This is a genomic window from Xanthomonas sp. WHRI 7065 (assembly GCF_040203115.2).
GTDB lineage: Bacteria > Pseudomonadota > Gammaproteobacteria > Xanthomonadales > Xanthomonadaceae > Xanthomonas > Xanthomonas arboricola.
This window is the reverse complement of the sequence record NZ_CP168194.1, coordinates 4126391-4148380: the sequence shown is the minus strand read 5'-3', so window position 1 is coordinate 4148380 and position 21990 is coordinate 4126391. Positions and strand designations below refer to the sequence as shown.

Below are 21990 nucleotides of genomic sequence, written 5' to 3'. Positions count from 1 at the left end.
CAGCTGGGCGCGACAATCCCTGCTGGCATCGCCATCCGCCTTTGCCGTCGCCGCATCGGCCGGCACGCGCCGAATCCGGCCCGGGCTGTGCGAATGATCACTGCATGGATCGGCGGCCCACCCACGCCGGGTCCGGCGCCGACGCATCAGCTCCGTTACAATCTGCAGCCCCGTTTCTGACACGGTTCCCCGGACATGATGGTCCTCGAGGGCGCTTCCGCCCTTTCGCCGTTCCGCCGCGCTCGGCTCGAAACCCGCCTGCAAACCCTCGTTCCCGCGCTGCGCATCACCGGCGCCTGGCACGTGTACTTCATCCGCGCCGAGGCCGGGCAAGCGCCCGACCAGGCCACCTTGCAGCGGATCCTGCAGGCCGAAGCCGCCCCCGCGCCGCAGGCCGAGGATGCCTCCTCGCGCTATGTGGTGCCGCGTCTGGGCACCTTGTCGCCGTGGTCGAGCAAGGCCACCGAACTGGTGCGCGGGGCCGGGCAGCCGATCCAGCGCGTGGAGCGCGGCACCCGCATCGATCTGGCCGGCTGGCCGGCCGACGAAGCGATGCAGGCCGCCGTGGCCAAGCTGCTGCACGACCCGATGACGCAGTCGCTGCTCGGCTCGGCCGCGGCCGCCGAGGCGCTGTTCAACGTGCCCGATCGCGGGCAGTTGCAGCGCGTGCCGCTGGCGGCGCTGGAACAGGCCAACCGCGACCTCGGCCTGGCCCTGGCGCAGGACGAGATCGACTACCTGCGCGAACGCTTCGCCGAGCTGGGCCGCGACCCGGCCGATGTCGAGCTGATGATGTTCGCCCAGGCCAATTCCGAGCACTGCCGGCACAAGATCTTCAATGCCAGCTGGACCATCGACGGCAAGCCGCAGGAACGCTCGCTGTTCCGCATGATCAAACACACCCACCAGCAGACCCCGCAGCACACCTTGTCGGCCTACAGCGACAACGCGGCGGTGGTGGAAGGCGTGCCGGCCGCGCGCTATCGCCCGGATCCGGCCAGTGGCGAATACCGCGCCGAGGCGGTGCTGCCGTCGGCGTTTGCGATCAAGGTCGAGACGCATAACCACCCCACCGCGATCGCGCCGTTTCCCGGCGCCGCCACCGGCGCCGGTGGCGAGATCCGCGACGAAGGCGCCACCGGCCGCGGCGGCAAGCCCAAGGCCGGGCTGACCGGGTTCACGGTGTCGCATCTGCGCATCCCGACCCTGCCGCAGCCGTGGGAGGCGCCGCGCGCGCTGAACCCGCGCATGGCCCCGGCGCTGGACATCATGCTCGACGGCCCGCTCGGCGGCGCAGCGTTCAATAACGAATTCGGCCGGCCGAACCTGCTCGGCTATTTCCGCAGCTTCGAGCTTGCCGAAGGCGAGGGCCTGACCCGCGCCTACGACAAGCCGATCATGCTGGCCGGCGGCCTGGGCGCGATCGATCGCAATCAGGTCGAGAAGCTGCGCCTGCAGCCCGGCGATGCGGTGATCGTGCTGGGCGGCCCGGCGATGCTGATCGGCCTGGGCGGCGGTGCGGCCAGCTCGGTGGCGGCCGGCGACAGCGCCGAGGCGCTGGATTTCGCCAGCGTGCAGCGCGAAAACCCGGAGATGGAGCGCCGCTGCCAGGAGGTCATCGACCGCTGCGTGGCGCTGGGCAGCGACAACCCGATCCGCTGGTTCCACGACGTGGGGGCGGGCGGCCTGTCCAATGCCATCCCCGAGTTGCTGCACGACTCCGGCGTGGGCGGCATCATCGACCTGGGCCGCGTGCTCACCGACGACCCCTCGCTGTCGCCGCTGGAACTGTGGTGCAACGAATCGCAGGAGCGCTACGTGCTGGGCGTACCGCAGGCACGCCTGGACGAATTCGCCGCCATCTGCGCGCGCGAACGCTGCCCGTTTGCCGCCGTCGGCGTGGCCACGGCCGAGGAGCGGCTGGTGGTTGGCTATGGCGTGTTTGGGGACGGGAATCGGGATTCGGGAATCGGGAATGGCAACAGCACGCTGCCGGCTGCCGATGTCGCTTCTCGCCATTCCCCATTCCCCACTCCCGATTCCCCGCTCCCGATCGACCTGCCGATGGATGTGCTCTTCGGCAAGGCACCAAAGATGCATCGCGATGCGGTGCATCCGCCAGTGCCGCAGTGGCCGGTGCTGCAGACCGCCGCGCTGGACCTGCAGCAGGCCGGCCTGCGCGTGCTGGCGCATCCCACGGTGGCGTCCAAGAGCTTTCTGGTGACCATCGGCGACCGCAGCGTGGGCGGCCTGACCGCGCGCGAGCAGATGATCGGGCCGTGGCAGCTGCCGCTGGCCGATTGCGCGATCACTCTGGCCGGTTTCGACACCTTCGCCGGCGAGGCGATGTCGATCGGCGAGCGCACCCCGCTGGCGTTGTTGAACGCCGCCGCGTCGGCGCGCATGGCGGTGGGCGAGGCGATCACCAACCTGTGCGCCGCGCCGGTGCAGACGCTGGACAGCATCAAGCTGTCGGCCAACTGGATGGCCGCCGCCGGTCACGCCGGCGAGGACGCCCTGCTGTACGACGCGGTGCGCGCGATCGGTATGGAGCTGTGCCCGGCGCTCGAGCTGAGCGTGCCGGTGGGCAAGGACTCGCTGTCGATGCAGGCGCAGTGGGTTGTCGGGAATGGAGAATCGGGAATCGGGAATGGCAAAACGCCGCAGGCCTCCGCTTCCACCATTCCCCATTCCCCATTCCCCATTCCCGGTGAAACGCACAAGAGCGTTTCACCGGTCTCGCTGATCATCAGTGCATTCGCGCCGGTCGGCGATGTGCGCACGCAGTTGACGCCGTTGTTGCGCAGCGACGAAGAGAGCGAGCTGTGGTTGATCGGGCTGGGCGGCGGCAAGCAGCGCCTGGGCGGCTCGGTGCTGGCGCAGGTGTATGCCGACGCTGCGGCATTGCCGGCGTTCGGCGGCGAGGTGCCGGATCTGGACGATGCGCAGCGGCTGCGCAGCTTCTTTGAACTGATCCGCGCGGCGCGCGAGAGCGGCCTGTTGCTGGCGTATCACGACCGCAGCGATGGCGGTGCGTTTGCGGCGCTGTGCGAGATGGCGTTCGCGTCGCGGCAGGGCCTGGACATCACCCTCGATGCCTGGGGCGACGATGCGTTCCGCAGCCTGTTCAATGAAGAACTGGGTGCGGTGGTGCAGATCGCCAGCGAGGACCGCGCCGCGTTCGCCGATCTGGTCGAGCGGCATGCGCTGACCGAGTGCGCGCAGCGCATCGCACGCCCCACCGGCGCGCCGCGCATCCGCGTGAGCGGGCAGGGCAGGGTGCTGGCCGAGTGGCGTTGGGAAGCCTTGTTCGATGCCTGGTGGTCGGTGACGCACGCCATGCAGAAATTGCGCGACAACCCGGAAACCGCCGACGAGGAGCGCGCGCAGGCACGCGACTTCCAGGCGCCGGGATTACGTCCGAAGCTGGTGTTCGACCCGTCCGAAGACGTGGCCGCGCCGTTCGTGGCGACCGGTGCGCGGCCCAAGGTGGCGATCCTGCGCGAGCAGGGCGTCAACGGGCAGATCGAGATGGCCTACAACTTCGAACGCGCCGGTTTCCGTGCGTTCGACGTGCATATGAGCGATCTGATCGAAGGCCGTGTGGATCTGGCGCAGTTCTCCGGGTTTGCCGCCTGTGGCGGCTTCAGCTACGGCGACGTGCTGGGTGCCGGCCGTGGCTGGGCCACCTCGATCCTGGAGCGCTCGGCCTTGCGCGACGCGTTCGCCACGTTCTTTGCGCGCAGCGATACCTTCGCGCTGGGGGTGTGCAACGGCTGCCAGATGCTCAGCCAGCTCAAGGACATCATTCCCGGTGCCGAGCATTGGCCGCGCTTTTTGCGCAATCGCAGCGAGCAGTTCGAAGCGCGCACCGCCTTGCTGGAAGTGGTGGAGTCGCCGTCGATCTTCCTGCGCGGCATGGCTGGCTCACGGATCCCGGTGGCGGTGGCGCATGGCGAAGGCCGTGCCGAGTTCGACACCGTGGTGGATCAGGCGGCTGCCCGTGTGGCCCTGCGCTTCATCGATGGCGATGGCGCGGTGGCATCGCAGTACCCGCTCAATCCGAACGGCTCGCCGGACGGCATCACCGGGCTGACCAGCAGCGACGGTCGCGCCACCATCCTGATGCCGCATCCGGAGCGCACCCCGCGCACTGCAAACCTGAGCTGGCACCCGGCCGACTGGGGCGAGGACTCGCCGTGGCTGCGCATGTTCCGCAACGCGCGGGTCTGGTGCGGTTGACGGTATGGAGGTGTGCGGCGTGAGCTGAAGCGCCGTACCAACCGTGTCATTGGACGGCCGTGTGCAGCGATGCACACGGCCGTTGTCGTTTCCGGTGTCGGATCTGTGCGACGGCCTGCGGTGGTATCGAGTCCTTCGATCGTTGCCGCGAGCGGCGTGGCGATGCGTGGTGCTTTATGAGCAAGAAAATGCATGGCCGCGTTTGGGTCGACTGCAGGCTCCGAAGGAGCCGGGCTCGCCTGCGACGTCTGCCAATGGCAGCCACGTCCTTGCACGCAGCGCGCGCAGCGGCAGGACACTCGAGAAAAACGCGGTTTTCCAGCCTGGCCTGCGGCCAGCACAAGGCTTGTCGCCATCACGTTGCATGCGTTGCCGGTGGGGGCGGACGCCTGCGGTCGCATTGGCGCAGTTGCGATGAGCTGCATTTAGTGAAGGTCGAAACATGGTTTACTTTAAGTAACTATAAGAACTACTAGGTATTTAGTCGAAGTATCTGGTGATGCTGCTTGTGTGACGTCAATCTCAATTGAATTTTTGGTTTTTCAATAGATTCAGACCACGTTATGAATCTTCGATTCATGGCGTTTCTGCAGCACTTTATGGATTGATCGTGGATGCTTTTGCGCGGGTAGTTCCCGCTGCAGAAGCAGGGCGAGTGCGTTTTCGATAAACCTCAGGGGGACCGTGCGATGCAATCGCACGGTGGTCGGTTTTTACATGCCAGACCAATGCGGAGTAAGTCGTTAATGAAGCGAATTCAATTAGATGCCGGTGGTGAGCAGCGTGCTCATCGCCGAACGGTAAGGCTTGCCCGCGACACGGGAAATCAAGCGCTATATCAATCTGCGGGGCATGCGCGCGGCAGGCTGGCGGCGGCAATGCTGCTGGCGCTTGCCGGCATGGCTGGAGGTGCCCAGGCCACGACCACGCAAGCCGACGCGCTTGCACATTGCACGGTCGTCCAAGGCCAACAGCGTTGCGACACCGATGCGGCGACAAGCGACAGCGCCGCGCCTGCAACAGCGAGTGCGCAAGCAGCGGCAACGCCTGCGGCAGATGCCGATGCACCGGCGTTTGCAGATGGGCAGGATGCGCTGGCGCTGGGCAATGCGAGTAATGCGCTGGGCGATGGAACCAGCGCGTTCGGCGGCGGAAGCCTGGCCTTGGAGCGCGACGCCACCGCGATCGGACACAACGTGTCGGCCGCAGGGGAATCGGCAACCGCCGTCGGCAGCGTGGCAACGGTCTACGACTACGACGCATCCGGATTTGTCATCGGGCAACGCGAACAGGCCACGCAGGCGTCTGGTGTGGGGGCCACCGCCGTCGGCGGCGGTGCAGTGGCTGGGGATCCGTTTTCCAGCGCTGTAGGCAGCGGCGCCAGCGCCACCGGCGTGCAGAGCGCGGCCCTGGGTTATCGCGCACAGACCTTCAACGATGGCGCCACCGCGATCGGCGGCTTGTCCACGGCCAGTGGTTTTCTTTCCACCGCCGGCGGCTACAGTTCGCGTGCCAGTGGAGACACGTCCACCGCCTTCGGTTACCGGGCGCGCAGCCAAGGCAGCAGCAGTATCGCGGTAGGCGATACCGCATTGGCCAGTGGCGTGCAGAGCGTGGTGGTCGGTGGCATCAGCAACTTCGGCTCGATCACCGCTGCCACCGGAACAGGTGGCATCGCGCTCGGCGCAGGTGCGCAGAGCCAGTCCGATTATGCGATTGCCATTGGCTACGATTCCAACATCTTTCCCAATGCGCCAGGCAATACCGATGCAGTGGCGATCGGCCACAGCGCCGGTTCGTTCGCGCCACGCACGGTGTCGCTGGGTGGCTTCTCATTGGCGATGGGCGATGGTGGCATCTCGATCGGTCACGACAGCACCGCCTACACTGAAAACAGCATCGCGTTGGGCGCACGTGCCGGCACCTCGTGGTTCAACGGCAACAACACCGCGATCGGTGCAGATTCCGAAACCAATGGCATCGATGCGGTGGCGATCGGCTATGGCGCGCGTGTGGGCGATTTTGTCGACGATGCCTGGAACCGCTCTGCCTCCAGTGCCGTTGCACTGGGTGCGCATTCCTACGCGAATCGCAGCAACACGGTGTCGGTTGGCGATGTGCAGGCGGGGCTGACGCGGCAGATCACCAGCGTGGCGGCAGGCACCGAGGCCAATGACGCAGTCAATGTCGCCCAACTCGACAGCGTGCGTGCGGTGGCCGACCGTCTCGGCAGCACGCTGGCGATCGGCAAGACCGATACGGACGAAGCCGCTGCCCATGTCGACGGACTCAATGCGCTGGCGTTGGGGAGCGCCAGCAACGCGATCGGCGATGGTGCCAATGCGCTGGGTTCGGGCAGTCTGGCGCTCGGGCGCGATGCCGTGGCCGTCGGCCGCAACGCCAGCGCGGCCGATGCCTCGGCCGTTGCAGTGGGTGGCGTCGCGTCCGTGCCGGTGTTCGATGCGGCGGGTTCCATCGTCGGCGCGCAGGAACAGGCCACCCTGGCCCAGGCGAGCGGTGCAGCGGCGCTGGGCAGCGGGGCGATTGCCACGCGCAGCTTCGCCACCGCGGTCGGCACGGGGGCTGCGGCCAGCGGTGAGCAATCGATGGCGGCGGGATTCAGCGCACGTGCGCAGGATGATGTTGCCACCGCCGTGGGCGCGTTCTCGACCGCGCGCAGTGCGGCGGCGTCGGCCTTCGGCTTCGGTGCGCGGGCCGATGCGAGCATGACCACGGCGGTGGGCTTCAATGCCTCCAGTCTTGGCGAGAGCAGTGTTGCCGTGGGCAGTCTGGCGGTTGCTGCCGGCGAGCGCAGCGTGACGCTCGGCGGCATGTCGCTGATCAGCTCCACGCTCAGGCCGGCGGGCGCGTTCCGGGTCGGTGGCGTTGCCATCGGCGCAGGTGCGCGCAGCGACGGCGATTACGCCGTTGCGCTCGGCTACAACGCCAACGTGTTCTCCAACGACAACAATACCGACGCGGTGGCGATCGGCCATAGCGCCGCGTCGTTCGCTCCGCGCACGGTGTCGCTGGGGGCATTGGCATCGGCCGAGGGCGCGGAGGGCATCGGCATCGGCTATGACGCGCGTGCCACCTCCAGCAGGAGCATCGCGATCGGGAGCGGCGCCAATACGTCGATCCTCTATGGCGACAATATCGCGCTGGGAACCAACGCCAAGGCGGATGCGCCCGATGCGATCGCGATCGGGCGCAATGCCAACGTGGGTGTGTTCGTCGGTGAAACGGGCAGCGCGGCGGTGGCATTGGGCGTGCAATCCAATGCGCTGGGCAACAACAGTCTGGCAGTGGGCTACAACGCCTTTACCCGCCAGGGGGGCAGTGATGCTGTCGCACTCGGTGCCAATGCCGGTGCGACCGGTGCCGATTCGGTGGCGCTGGGCGCAGGTTCGCGCAGCTACGAGGCCAACGTGGTGTCGGTGGGCAACGGCAATGGCCGCGGTGGTCCGGCCACGCGTCGCATCGTCAATGTCGGCAATGGTGCGATTGCCGGTGCCAGTACCGATGCGATCAACGGCGGCCAGCTGTTCCAGTCGCTCAGCAACGCCGCCAGCTTCCTCGGCGGTGGCGCGGCGATCGGTGCGCAGGGCGTGTTCGTCGCACCGACCTACGTGATCCAGGGCAGCAGTTACCGCAATGTGGGCGAGGCACTGACTGCGCTGGACAGCAAGGTCAGCGAGCTGGATGCGCGTGGTGGTACGGCGACGCCTGGCGCTGCAGCGCGTGCGGCAACGGCGCCAGCCCCGGCTGCGGACGCCTCGACTGTCGCCACTACCGCAGATGCGACAGACGATGGCCTGCAGTCGATATCGCTGGTCACTGACGGCATGGCCGACAGCGCGGTGTCTTCAGTCACCGCAACGGCGAGCGGGCTTGCCGCAAGCAACGCGCTCCAAGGCACGCCCACCGCCGCAGTGGTCGGCAGCATCACTCCAGCTGCAACGTCCACCGCTGTGGGCACGGCGGCAGTGGCCAACCACGTGACCGGCACGGCGATCGGCGGCAGCGCGTATGCGCATGGCCCCAACGACACTGCGATCGGCAGCAACGCACGCGTCAATGCCGATGGCAGCACCGCGGTCGGCGCCAATACGCAGATTGCCGCGGTGGCGACCAATGCGGTGGCGATGGGCGAAGGCGCGCAGGTCAGTGCCGCCTCCGGCACGGCGATCGGCCAGGGCGCACGTGCCAGTGCGCAGGGTGCGGTCGCGCTGGGTCAGGGCTCGGTTGCCGATCGTGCCAACACGGTGTCGGTCGGCAGCGTCGGCGGCGAGCGTCAGGTGGCCAATGTGGCCGCCGGCACGCGAGCCACCGATGCGGTCAACAAGGGCCAGTTGGACAACGGCGTTGCCGCGGCCAACAGCTATACCGACAGCCGCTACAACGCGATGGCCGACAGCTTCGAGACCTATCAGGGCGATATCGAAGACCGTCTGCGCCGGCAGAACCGTCGCCTGGATCGTCAGGGCGCGATGAGCTCGGCGATGTTGAACATGGCTGCCAGCGTCGGTGGCATCGCCACGCAGAACCGCGTCGGTGCCGGCGTCGGTTTCCAGAACGGCGAATCGGCGTTGTCGGTGGGTTACCAGCGTGCGATCAGCCCGCGCGCCACCTTGACGGTGGGCGGCGCACTCAGCGGTGACGACCGGTCGATCGGCCTGGGTGCCGGCTTCGGCTGGTAGCGCAGGTCTTGCCATCGCAGCGGCTGCGCTTGCCGCGGCTGCGTGCTCACTCATTTGCATTTCATCTTGAAGAGGACGTCATCGTGATTCAGACCCATCGTTCCCGAACCCTCGCCATTGCCTGCAGCGCTGTGCTGTCGCTCGCCGGCGGCATCGCCAGCGCGGCCACACCGGACGGCATGCGCAGCGCGCAACAGTTGCAGGCCATGCGCGATGCACCGGTCGACGCCATCATCGTCACCTATCGCAGCGGCACAGTGAGCGCGCGCAACGTCGGCGCCGCGTCCACGGCCACCATCACTGCGGCGGCATCACGCGCGGCAGTGCGCCTGGCACCGGCCGCGCGCAGCGGCGCGCAGGCCGCGCCGACCCATGTGCGTACCCTGGCGGTGGGCGGTGAGTTGATCCGGCTGCCCACGCAACTCAGCCGCAGCGACGCCGACCGCCTGGTGCGCGAGCTGCAAGCCGATCCGGCGGTGGAACATGCGCAGATCGATGCACGCGCCTATCCGTTGCAGAGCAGCGGCGGCAGCTTGCCCAACGATCCGCTGCTGGCCAGCAATCAATGGCATCTCACCGATCCGGTCGGCGGCATCGATGCGCCGGCGGCGTGGAAGACCGCGCAGGGCGAGGGCGTAGTGGTGGCGGTGATCGACACCGGCATCCTGCCGGCGCATCCGGATCTGGCCGGCAATCTGCTGCAGGGCTACGACTTCATCACCGATGCCGGCCGGTCGCGACGTCCGACCGATGCACGCGTGGCGGGTGCGCTGGACCGCGGCGACTGGGAAGCCGAAGACGGCGAGTGCGGCATTTTTTCCGCGGCGCATGACAGCTCCTGGCATGGCACCCACGTGGCCGGCACGATCGCCGAAACCACCGGCAACGGCATTGGCGGTGCCGGTGTGGCCTACAAGGCCAAGGTGCTGCCGGTCCGCGTGCTCGGTCACTGCGGCGGGTCGTTCTCGGACATCACCGATGCCATCGTGTGGGCGTCCGGCGGGCATGTGGAGGGCGTGCCGGACAATCGCGACCCGGCGGAAATCATCAACATGAGCCTGGGCGGCTTTGGCCCCTGCGATTTGGTCACGCAGGCGGCGATCGACGGTGCGGTGTCGCGTGGTACCACCGTGGTGGTGGCGGCCGGCAACGATGGCTCGGATGTGTCCAGTGCGGTACCGGCCAACTGCGCCAATGTGGTGTCGGTGGCAGCCACCCGCCTGACCGGCGGCCTGGCGTACTACAGCAATTTCGGCAGCTTGATCGATCTGGCCGCACCCGGCGGCGGCGCGCGCGATCTGGCAACCGACACCTTGTACGACGGCCCGGTCGGCAGCTGGATCTGGCAGACCGGTTACACCGGCAAGACCACGCCCACGTCCGGCCAGTTCGACTACATCGGGCCTGGCTTTGCCGGAACCTCGATGGCCTCCCCGCATGTGGCGGGGACTGCCGCACTGGTGCAGAGCGCGCTGATCGCCGATGGCAAGCCGCCGCTGACACCCGCGGCGCTGGAACGCCTGCTCAAGCGCAGTGCGCGCGCGTTTCCGGTGCAGTTGCCGTTGAGCACGCCGGCCGGCAGCGGCATCGTGGATGCCGGCGCGGCGATCGATCGCGCACTGCGCCGCTGCGACAGCGGCGATCTGGGCTGCCAGCTGGATGCGCAGACGCTGCGCAACAGCGTGCCCGAGCGCGGTTTGTCCAATGTGGCCGGCGATGCCGGTGTGTTCGCCTTCGAAGCGAACGCGGGTGCGGTGCTGAGCTTCATCAGCTTCGGTGGCAGCGGGCAGGCGGCGCTGTATGTCGCCTTGGGCCGCGCGCCGAGCGCGACCGACAACGACGGCATGTCCAGCCGCAGCGGAACCAGCCAGACGGTGCGCTTCACCGCACCGCGTGCCGGAACCTATTTCATCCGGCTCGACGGCAGCAGCTTCGATGGAGTGAGCCTGTTGGCGCGCCAGTGATCCGACACATGGCGGCGAGAGGGGGGGCGCTGACGTCGGTTTCCTGGCGCAGTAATGCGGGTAAAACCGCTCTCGTCGTGGACCGTGATGGGCTGAGTCGTCGGCGCGGGGAGCGCTGACCCGATTCCTGACCTGTTCGGCGCGCGGTTTTGCGCAACCAAGCCTGCTGGCGTCCTGCCAGCGGGCTTTTTTGTCTGCTGTGGACATGCGTATTCAGCTTGGAAATGTCTTCCAAGACATGATCTAGATCGCTGTTTTCCAAAGAATTATCAAAAAACGAATAAAAGCAAGCCGAAGTGTGATGGAAAACACACTCAGCTTCGCTTTCTGTCAAAAACTTGACGCCTGATTTGACCGCTGTTAACACTTCGCTCAGTTCTATGGTTGGGTAGCGTTCACTTTTTGACTATCCAGGGTGCAGCTTCCCGCGCACCGCCATTTGGCCCATGGCGCCAATCACCACGGGGATCGCAGCGGCTGGAAGGCCCTCGCGATGGTGGGTGTTCGTCAAAAAACCAGTCCCAACATTCAGGAGCAGTGCGTCGATGAATCGGATTTATCGCAAGGTCTGGAACAAATCGTTAGGCGTGTGGGCCGTGGCATCGGAATTGGCCAGCGGCGACAGCCCGGGCGCAGTGAGCACCGCCGCATTCATCGACCGCCGCCAGAGCCGTTGCCTGGTTGCCGCGATCGCCCTGGCGCTGGGTAGCGCCGGAATCGCACTCCCCCTTTCTGCAATGGCGCAATCGGTCGAGATCGGCCGCGGCGCGTCGGCGCCTGCCGCCAATGCCACCGCCGTCGGCGCCGGCAGCCGCGCCAGCGCCACCGGCGCGCTCGCCAGCGGTGCCGACAGCAGCGCCAGCGGCGTGAACAGCAGCGCGATCGGCCGCCAGACCAATGCGATCGGCGAGAACGCGGTGGCCATCGGCTACAACAGCTTCGTACGCCAAAGCGGCGAAAACGGCGTCGCGCTGGGTGCAAACGCCGGCGTGACCGGTGCCCACTCGGTGGCGCTGGGCGCAGGCTCGCGCACCCACGAAGACGATGTGGTGTCGGTCGGCAGCGGCAATGGCCGCGGCGGCCCGGCCACGCGCCGCATCACCAATGTCGGCGCCGGCGTCAACGCCACCGACGCGGTGAACGTGGCGCAGTTGCGCGACGTGTCCGATGTGGCCGAAGACACGGCCACGTTCTTCAAGGCGACCCCGGGCGAAGACAGCGTCGGCGCCTATGTCGAAGGCGATAGCGCGTTGGCTGCCGGCGATGCGGCCAATGCGGTAGGCACGGCGACCACCGCGCTGGGGACCGGTGCCAATGCGGTGGCCGACAATGCCACTGCGGTCGGCGCCAATGCGCTCGCATCCGGGCAGAACAGCGCGGCATTCGGCCATAACGCGCAGGCCAACGGCCCTGGCAGCGTGGCCGTGGGCGGCGCTGCCGTGGACGAAGACGGCGAGCCGTTGGTCACCAACGGCGGCGTGCCGGTCACCACCGGCGCCACCAGTGCCGGCGTCGGCGGAACCGCGGTCGGCGCCAGCGCCAATGCCGATGGATTTGCCGCCTCGTCGTTCGGCGTCGGTGCGTATGCGGCCGGGACGCAGTCTTCCGCGTTCGGTGCGGTGGCCAATGCGGCAGGCGATTACGCCACCGCCGTGGGCACGCAGACCAGCGCCAGCGGCACCAGCAGCACCGCTGTCGGTGGTCCGGTCGATTACATCCCGGGTCTGGGCTTCTTCGTACAGACCCAGGCCAGCGGCGAAGCCTCCACCGCGCTCGGCGCCGGTGCGATCGCATCGGGCAGCTACACCACGGCAGTGGGCACGCTCAGCGAAGCCTCCGGCACCGAAGCCACCGCGGTGGGTTACTTCGCCTATGCACCTGGCGAAGGTGCCACGGCAGTTGGCCCGGAATCCTGGGCCAGCGGCGAGCTGAGCACCGCGCTGGGTTACTACAGCACCGCACGCGGCGCCAACTCGGTGGCCTTGGGCGCCAATTCGGTGGCCACGCGCGCCAACACCGTGTCGGTGGGTGCGGCTGGCGACGAGCGTCAGATCACCAACGTCGCCGCCGGTACCGAAGGCAGCGATGCGGTCAATCTCGATCAGCTCACCGCCGTGTCCGACGTTGCTTCGACCACCGCGCGCACCTTCGTGGCCACCGGCGATGGCACCGCGATTGCCGAAGGCGTGGACAGCGTTGCGGCCGGTTCCAATGCATCGGCGTACGAGGATTACAGCACTGCGCTGGGTTCGAGCAGCCTGGCGTCAGCGGTCAACACCACGGCGGTCGGCAGTGGTGCGGTGGCCAATGTCAACAATGCCACCGCGCTCGGCTTCAACAGTATCGCCAGCGACCGCTATGCCACCGCCGTGGGTGCCGACAGCACGGCATCGGGCTTCTATGGCACTGCAGTCGGCGGCACCAGCGTGGCCAATGGTCGTGGCGGTACCGCGATCGGTTTCGAAAGCATCGCCAATGGCCTCGAATCCACCGCGCTCGGCTTTGCCAGCGTGGCCTGGGGCGACACCAGCACCGCAGTGGGTGCGGAAAGCACCGCCTACGGTGCGGGCAGCGTCGCGGTGGGCATCACCTCGGCCGCCAGCGGCAGCGTTTCGGTCGCCATCGGCGACAACGCCTATGCCGGCGGTGGGCGTGCAATCGCCATCGGTTCGCAGTCAGTCGGGTATGGCGATCGCAGCATTGCGCTGGGCACCGAAGCAGTCGTCGAAGGCGCAGACAGCATTGCGATCGGCGACGGCGCGCGGATTGCGGTCGACAACAGCGTTGCGCTCGGCGTCGGCGCAGTGGCCGATCGCGCCAGCACGGTGTCGGTGGGCACGGTTGGCGGCGAGCGTCAGATCACCAATGTCGCTGCCGGTACGGAGGGCACCGATGCGGTCAATCTGGATCAGCTCACGGCAGTGTCCGATGGCGCCGCCAACACCGCGCGCACGTTCGTCGCCACCGGTGACGGCACCGCAATTGCCGAAGGCGCCGACAGCGTTGCGGCAGGTTCCGATGCGTCGGCGCTCGCCGATAACAGCACGGCGCTGGGTGCCAGCAGTATCGCCAGCGGGCGCGGCGCAACCGCACTCGGTTATGAAAGCCTTGCCAACGGTGCTGCATCCACTGCGGTGGGTGTGGCCAGCGTGGCGTGGGGCCAGGGCAGCACGGCACTGGGTACTGACAGCGTGGCCTACGCCGACAACAGCGTGGCGCTGGGCGCCGGCGCGGTTGCCGATCGCGACAATACGGTGGCGGTCGGCAGCGTCGGTGGCGAGCGCCAGATCACCAATGTCGCCGCCGGTACCGAGGGTACCGATGCGGTGAACCTGGACCAGCTCAACGCAGTCGGCGAAACCGCCGAAACCACTGCGCGTCTATTTGCCGGCACCGGCACCGGCACGGCCGATGCGCAGGGCGAGGACGCCACCGCAGCCGGCTCCAACGCCACTGCGGACGGCGATTACAGCAGCGCGTTCGGTTCCAGCAGCCAGGCCACTGCGATCGGCGCCGTCGCCATCGGCAGCGGTGCCAGCGCCACCGCGCAGTACGCCAATGCAGCCGGCTACAACGCCGCTGCCAGTGGCTACGGCAGCATCGCCAACGGCGCCTTCAGTCAGGCCAGCGGCGATTACGCCGTGGCCGTGGGTGGCGAGAGCGAAGCCACCGGCGCGCAGAGCACCGCGCTGGGTGCGGCGGCAGGTGCGTATGGCGATGGTTCCCTGGCCGCCGGCACGCTGAGCGTGGCCGATGGCAGCGAAACCACCGCGGTGGGCTATTTCGCCAGCGCCAGTGGCGAGTCGGCCACTGCGGTCGGCGCAGAAAGCGTGGCCGATGGCACCAGCGCGGCCGCGTTCGGCTTCAGTGCCGAGGCCACCTCCAACTACTCCACCGCCTTGGGCGGCTATTCCAGTGCGACCGGTTTCAACAGCACCGCGCTGGGCAATTTCAGCACTGCTAGCGGCTCCAATACCGTGGCCGTGGGTGGCGATGCCACCGCAACCGGCGACTACAGCGTTGCGGCCGGCCAGGGCAGCGTGGCCAGCGGCTACAACAGCGTGTCGGTCGGTGGCGCCCTGCTCGGCCTGTTGCCGACCGAAGCCTCCGGCGACTTCTCCACCGCGCTCGGCGGCGCGGCATGGGCACCGGGCCTCAACAGCACCGCGCTCGGCAATTTTGCCGAATCAACCGGCGAAAGCAGCGTGGCGCTGGGCGCCGATTCGGTGGCCGATCGCGATTTTGCGGTCTCGGTGGGCAGCGCCGGCAACGAGCGTCAGATCACCAACGTGGCCGCCGGTACGCAGGGCACCGATGCGGTGAATCTGGATCAGCTCAACGCCGTTGCCGAAACCGCACAATCCACCAGCAAGTACTTCCAGGCCAGCGGCAGCGATGACAGCGATGCCGGCGCCTACGTCGAGGGCGACAACGCGCTGGCCGCAGGCGAGGGCGCCAATGCCACCGGTACCGGCGCCACGGCGTTGGGTGCCGGTGCGCAGGCGGTGGTCGATAACGCAACAGCGGTTGGCGTGAGTGCGCTGGCCAGCGGAACCGGCGCAGCGGCGGTGGGCAACAACGCCCAGGCCACCGGCGAAAATAGCAGCGCCGTCGGCAGCAATGCCCTGGCCAGCGATGTCGGCGCCAGCGCAAACGGTGCCGGCGCGCAGGCAATTTCGACCTATGCGACCGCGCTCGGCAGCGAAGCGGTGGCATCGGACAACCAGGCCACCGCGGCCGGTTTCCGCAGCACTGCCTCCAATGTCGGCAGCGCCGCCTTCGGTGGCTACAGCGAATCCAGCGGCAGGCTGTCGTCGGCGCTGGGCTATGGCGCAGTGGCATCCAGCGACTACAGCACCGCCGTGGGTGCCGCCGCACTGGCCTCCGGCGCAAGTGCAGTGGCCGTGGGCGAATTCAGCGAAGCTACCGGCGAAGAAAGCGTGGCCGTCGGCGGCAGCACGTTCTTCGGCCTCATCCCGGCGCGTGCCTCCGGCACCGGCGCTGCCGCATTCGGTGCGGGCGCGTGGGCCACGGCCGACTACACCACCGCCATCGGCTGGAATTCGTATGCCGACGGCGTCAATGCCACCGCGCTCGGTCAGAGCGCGGCGGCCCTTGCCGACAATACGCTGGCCCTGGGTGGCGGCAGCCGCGCAGATGCGGTCGGCGCCAGCGTCATCGGTGTGGATGCATCGGCGACCGGCATCAACAGCACCGGTGTCGGTCGTCAGGTCAACGTGATCGGCGAGAACGCGGTGTCGGTGGGCTACAACTCGTTCGTGCGCCAGAGCGCGGTCAATGGTGTGGCCCTGGGTGCCAACGCCGGTGCGACCGGTGCCGATTCGGTGGCGCTGGGTTCGGGGTCGCGCACCTACGAAGCCGACACGGTGTCGATCGGCAGCGGCAATGGCCGCGGCGGTCCGGCCACGCGTCGCATCGTCAATGTCAGCGACGGCCAGGCGGCGACCGATGCGGTCAACAAGGGCCAGCTGGATGCCCTGGCGGCCGATGTGCAGACCACCACCGGCATGGTGCAAACCACCGGTGAAGGGGTGGCCAGCGCAACCGGTGATCGCGCCACCGCTGCGGGCGCCGGCGCAACCGCCAGCGGCGCACGCAGCGTGGCGATCGCCTCCGGCAGCCGCGCCTCGGCCACCGGCGCCAGCGCCATGGGCGTGGACAGCAGCGCCAGCGGCGTGAACAGCACCGCGATGGGCCGGCAGACCAATTCCATCGGCGAAAACGGTGTGGCACTGGGCTACAACTCCTTCGTGCGCCAGAGCGGTGCCAATGCGGTGGCGCTGGGTGCCAATGCCGGTGCCAGCGGTGCCGACTCGGTGGCATTGGGCTCGGGCTCGCGTACCTACGACGCCAACGTGGTCTCGGTCGGTAGCGGCGATGGCCGCGGCGGCCCGGCCACGCGCCGCATCGTCAATGTCGGCAATGGTGCGATTGCCGGTGCCAGTACCGATGCGATCAACGGCGGCCAGCTGTTCCAGTCGCTCAGCAACGCCGCCAGCTTCCTCGGTGGTGGCGCGGCGATCGGTGCGCAGGGCGTGTTCGTCGCGCCGACCTACGTGATCCAGGGTGCCAGCTACAACAATGTCGGTGCGGCATTGACTGCGTTGGACAGCAAGGTCAGCGAGCTGGATGCACGCGGTGGTACCGCAACGGCCAGCACCGCGGCACGCACGCTGTCGCTGCGCACTGCAGGGGTGCCTGCAGTGGCTGCGAGCGCAGTGAGCGCATCGAGCAATGCCGTTGCCGATACCAGCGCAAGCGTGCAGGGCACGCCGACCACCGCAGTGGTCGGCAGCATCACCCCGGCCGCAACGTCCACCGCCGTCGGCACGGCCGCAGTGGTCAACCACGTGACCGGCACGGCGATCGGCGGCAGCGCGTATGCGCATGGCCCCAACGACACTGCGATCGGCAGCAACGCACGCGTCAATGCCGATGGCAGCACCGCGGTCGGCGCCAATACGCAGATTGCCGCGGTGGCGACCAATGCGGTGGCGATGGGCGAAGGCGCGCAGGTCAGTGCCGCCTCCGGCACGGCGATCGGCCAGGGCGCACGTGCCAGTGCGCAGGGTGCGGTCGCGCTGGGTCAGGGCTCGGTTGCCGATCGTGCCAACACGGTGTCGGTCGGCAGCGTCGGCGGCGAGCGTCAGGTGGCCAATGTGGCCGCCGGCACGCGAGCCACCGATGCGGTCAACAAGGGCCAGTTGGACAACGGCGTTGCCGCGGCCAACAGCTATACCGACAGCCGCTACAACGCGATGGCCGACAGCTTCGAGACCTATCAGGGCGATATCGAAGACCGTCTGCGCCGGCAGAACCGTCGCCTGGATCGTCAGGGCGCGATGAGCTCGGCGATGTTGAACATGGCTGCCAGCGTCGGTGGCATCGCCACGCAGAACCGCGTCGGTGCCGGCGTCGGTTTCCAGAACGGCGAATCGGCGTTGTCGGTGGGTTACCAGCGTGCGATCAGCCCGCGCGCCACCTTGACGGTGGGCGGCGCACTCAGCGGTGACGACAGTTCGATCGGTGTGGGTGCCGGCTTCGGCTGGTAACGCGCTGCTGCATGACACGCGGCGGCGCCGATGTGCGCCGCCGCGCCAGAGCAAGGCCTGAGGGGGCGGGCAAGGACCGTGGCTGGGCCGGCCAACGGATTCGATGGAGTGATGGCCTTACCAGGAGTGGCTGATCGAACGCAGCGCGCTGCATCGCAGTTGCGCCGCAGTTCGAGAACCGCTCCCAGCTGATCGACGAAAAACACGAAGAGGACTTCACCGTGATCGACAAGAATTTCCGTCTCTCCCCGCTGACCGGCGCCATCCTGATGATGGCACTCGGTGCATCGGGCACGCTCGCTGCTGCCCCGAAACTGCTGGTCAAGGAACCGACCCAGGCAGCATCGGCCGGCGCTGCGTTCAGTAGCCGCCTGATCGTGCGCTACAAGGACAACACTGCTGCCGCGACCGATCGCGCCAGCAAGCTGAGCGCGGTGCAGGCCGCGGTCGGCCGTGTCGGTGCGAGCACCGGCGCACGCAGCAGCGCAGCCGCCGCCAAGGCGACGTATGTGCGCAAGCTCGGCATCGGCTCGGACCTGATCAAGCTGTCCAGCACGCTGACCACCGCCCAGGTGGACAAGGTGGTGGTCGAGCTCAAGAACGACCCGTCCGTGGCCGACGTGCAGATCGATCGCATGCTGCGCCCGGTCGACATCAAGAAGAGCGTCGCCGCCACCGACGTGACCCCGCAACTGGTGCCCAACGATCCGCTGTACGCGCAGTACCAATGGCATCTGAGCAACCCCAACGGCGGCATCAATGCGCCGGCCGCTTGGGATCTGTCGCAGGGCGCGGGCGTGGTGGTGGCAGTGCTGGATACCGGCATCCTGCCGGGCCATCCCGACTTTGCCGGCAACCTGCTGCAGGGTTACGACTTCATCACCGATGCCGAAGTCTCGCGTCGTCCCACCGATGCCCGCGTGCCGGGCGCGCTGGATTACGGTGACTGGGAAGAGGCCGACAACGTCTGCTATGACGGCTCGGTGGCACAGGAAAGCTCCTGGCACGGCACCCATGTTTCGGGCACCGTGGCCGAGGCGACCAATAACAGCGTGGGCATGGCTGGCGTGGCGCCGAAGGCGACCATCCTGCCGGTGCGCGTGCTCGGCCGTTGCGGCGGCTACACCTCCGACATCGCCGATGCGATCGTCTGGGCGTCCGGCGGCACGGTTGCTGGCGTGCCGGCCAACACCAACCCGGCCGAGGTGATCAACATGAGCCTGGGTGGCGGCGAGCCCTGCGATTCGGCCACCCAGCTGGCGATCAACGGCGCGGTCGCGCGCGGCACCACCGTGGTTGTAGCGGCCGGCAACAGCGGCGAAGATGCGGCCAACCATTCTCCCGCCAGCTGCAACAACACCATCACCGTGGGTGCCACGCGCATCACCGGCGGCATCACCTACTACTCCAACTACGGCAGCAAGGTCGACCTGTCCGGCCCGGGCGGCGGTGGCAGCGTGGACGGCAATCCGGGCGGTTACATCTGGCAGGCCGGCTACACCGGCGCGACCACGCCGACCTCGGGAACCTATACCTATATGGGCTTGGGTGGCACCTCGATGGCATCGCCGCACGTGGCCGGTGTCGTCGCCCTGGTGCAGAGCGCGGCGATCGGTCTGGGCGATGGCCCGCTGACCCCGGCCGCGGTGGAAGCTCTGCTCAAGCAGACCAGCCGTCGCTTCCCGGTGACCCCGCCGGCCAGCACCCCGATCGGCAGCGGCATCGTCGATGCCAAGGCCGCATTGGAAGCGGTGCTGGTGGAACCCTGCGACCCGGCCACCGAGAGCTGCGCGCCGACCGCCATCGCCCTGACCAACAAGGCCCCGTTGACCGGCCTGAGCGGTGCTTACGCCAGTTCCACGCTGTACAGCTTCGAAGCCAAGGCCGGTGCCGTGCTCAGCTTCATGACCTATGGCGGCACCGGCGATGTGTCGGTGTACGTCAGCTATGAAGCCGAACCCAGCGCCACCAGTTACGACGCCAAGTCGACCCGCCCGGGCAACAGCGAAACCGTGCGTTTCACCGCCCCCAAGGCCGGCACCTACTACATCAAGTTGGTGGGCGCTGCCGACTACGCGAAGCTGACGCTCGTCGCACGACAGTAAGCCGTCCCATAGTGTGACCGATGCCCCCGGCCAACCACCGGGGGCATCGTTTTTCAGGACGATTCAGATGCGTACGGTTGATCGTCGCGGCAAACTGCTACAGTCGGCGCCGGACCAGTGGAGACGAGTGTGAACGCGGTTGCCGTCGATCCAATTGAGCATCGCAGTGCGGAGACACGCATCGTCGAAGCGCTGCTTGAACGCCGTCGTCTGAAAGACACCGATCTGCTGCGCGCGCGCCAGTTGCAGACCGAATCCGGTATGGGCCTGCTGGCCTTGCTGGGCCGTCTGGGCCTGGTGTCCGAACGCGATCACGCGGAGACCTGCGCCGATGTGCTGGGTCTGCCGCTGGTGGATGCACGCCAGCTCGGCGATACCCCACCGGAAATGCTGCCGGAAGTGCAGGGGCTGTCGCTACGTTTCCTCAAACAATTTCATCTATGCCCGGTCGGCGAACGCGATGGCCGGCTGGAGTTGTGGATCGCCGATCCCTACGACGATTACGCGATCGACGCGGTGCGGCTTGCGACCGGTTGCCCGTTGCTGCTGCAGGTCGGCCTGCGCTCGGAAATCGATGACCTGATCGAACGCTGGTACGGCCAGGGCCGCAGCGCGATGGGCACCATCGTGGAAACCGCCGATGGCGATGCCAACAGCAGCGACGATATCGAAGCGCTGCGCGACCTGGCGTCCGAAGCGCCGGTGATCCGGCTGGTGAATCTGGTGATCCAGCACGCGGTGGAGCTGCGCGCTTCGGACATCCATATCGAACCGTTCGAAAGCCGGCTCAAGGTGCGTTACCGCGTGGACGGTGTGCTGGTGGAAGGCGAAAGCCCGCCGGCCAAGCTCACCGCTGCGGTGATCAGCCGCATCAAGATCATGGCCAAGCTCAACATCGCCGAACGCCGGCTGCCGCAGGACGGCCGCATCATGCTGCGCGTGCAGGGCAAGGAGCTGGATCTGCGTGTCAGCACCGTGCCCACCGCGCACGGCGAGAGCGTGGTGATGCGCCTGCTCGACCGCGAAACGGTGGTGTTCGATTTCTACAAGCTCGGCTTCACCGAAGAGTTTCTGCCGCAGTTCCGCAAGGTGCTGGAGCAACCGCACGGCATCATGCTGGTGACCGGCCCGACCGGTTCGGGCAAGACCACCACGCTGTACACCGCGTTGAGCCAGCTCAACACCTCGGATGTGAAAATTATCACCGTCGAAGACCCGGTGGAATACCAGATCGAAGGCATCAACCAGATCCAGGCCAAACCGCAGATCGGGCTGGATTTCGCCAACGCGCTGCGCAGCATCGTGCGTCAGGATCCGGACATCATCATGATCGGCGAAATGCGCGATCTGGAAACCGCGCGCATCGCGATCCAGTCCGCGCTCACCGGCCATCTGGTGCTGTCCACGCTGCACACCAACAACGCCGCCGGCGGCATCACCCGTCTGCTCGACATGGGTGTGGAAGACTATCTGCTCACCTCCACCATCAACGGCATCCTGGCGCAGCGCCTGGTGCGCAAACTCGACCTGGCCAACGCCGAGCGTTATTTGGCATCGCCGGAAGAAATCGAACGCTTCAACCTGCGCCGGCTGCAACCGGACGGCGAGATTTACCTGTATCGTCCGCGTGCCTCGGCTGCCGCGCCGACCGGTTACCTGGGCCGCACCACCATCGTCGAATTCCTGGTGATGAACGACGAATTGCGGCGCGCGGTGATGCGCCGCGCCGGCATGGGCGAGATCGAACAACTGGCGCGCAAGGCCGGCATGCGCACCATGTACGAGGACGGCCTGTCCAAGGCCTTGCGCGGCGAAACCACCATCGAAGAAGTGCTGCGCGTGACGGAGGATGCGTGAGAGTCAACGGAGCCACAGCGAGCATCGGATGCTCAGGATCGGAAGATAA

The 21990-nt window shown here is 67.5% G+C and carries 6 protein-coding genes; all 6 read left to right on the top strand.

Going from position 1 to position 21990, the window contains the following annotated elements:
* The first annotated feature begins 195 nt into the window (after positions 1–195).
* Positions 196–4242, top strand: a complete 4047-nt coding sequence (purL, locus tag ABQY64_RS17170) for a phosphoribosylformylglycinamidine synthase (protein WP_349780634.1) — start codon at positions 196–198, stop codon at positions 4240–4242.
* Positions 4243–4988: 746 nt separating this feature from the next.
* On the top strand, positions 4989–8942 hold the full coding sequence (locus ABQY64_RS17165) for a YadA-like family protein (RefSeq protein WP_374151311.1): 3954 nt from the start codon (positions 4989–4991) through the stop codon (positions 8940–8942).
* 83 nt (positions 8943–9025) lie between these two features.
* On the top strand, positions 9026–10906 hold the full coding sequence (locus ABQY64_RS17160) for a S8 family peptidase (protein WP_349780780.1): 1881 nt from the start codon (positions 9026–9028) through the stop codon (positions 10904–10906).
* Between the two features lie 545 nt (positions 10907–11451).
* On the top strand, positions 11452–17979 hold the full coding sequence (locus tag ABQY64_RS17155) for an ESPR-type extended signal peptide-containing protein (protein WP_374151310.1): 6528 nt from the start codon (positions 11452–11454) through the stop codon (positions 17977–17979).
* A gap of 221 nt (positions 17980–18200) precedes the next feature.
* A complete protein-coding gene (locus ABQY64_RS17150; protein ID WP_349779417.1) occupies positions 18201–20084 on the top strand; it encodes a diffusible signal factor-reguated S8 family serine peptidase in 1884 nt (627 codons plus the stop codon).
* Positions 20085–20213: 129 nt separating this feature from the next.
* Complete coding sequence (gene gspE / locus ABQY64_RS17145; protein WP_029218997.1) at positions 20214–21941, top strand: type II secretion system ATPase GspE; 1728 nt, start codon at positions 20214–20216, stop codon at positions 21939–21941.
* The last annotated feature ends 49 nt before the right edge of the window (positions 21942–21990 follow it).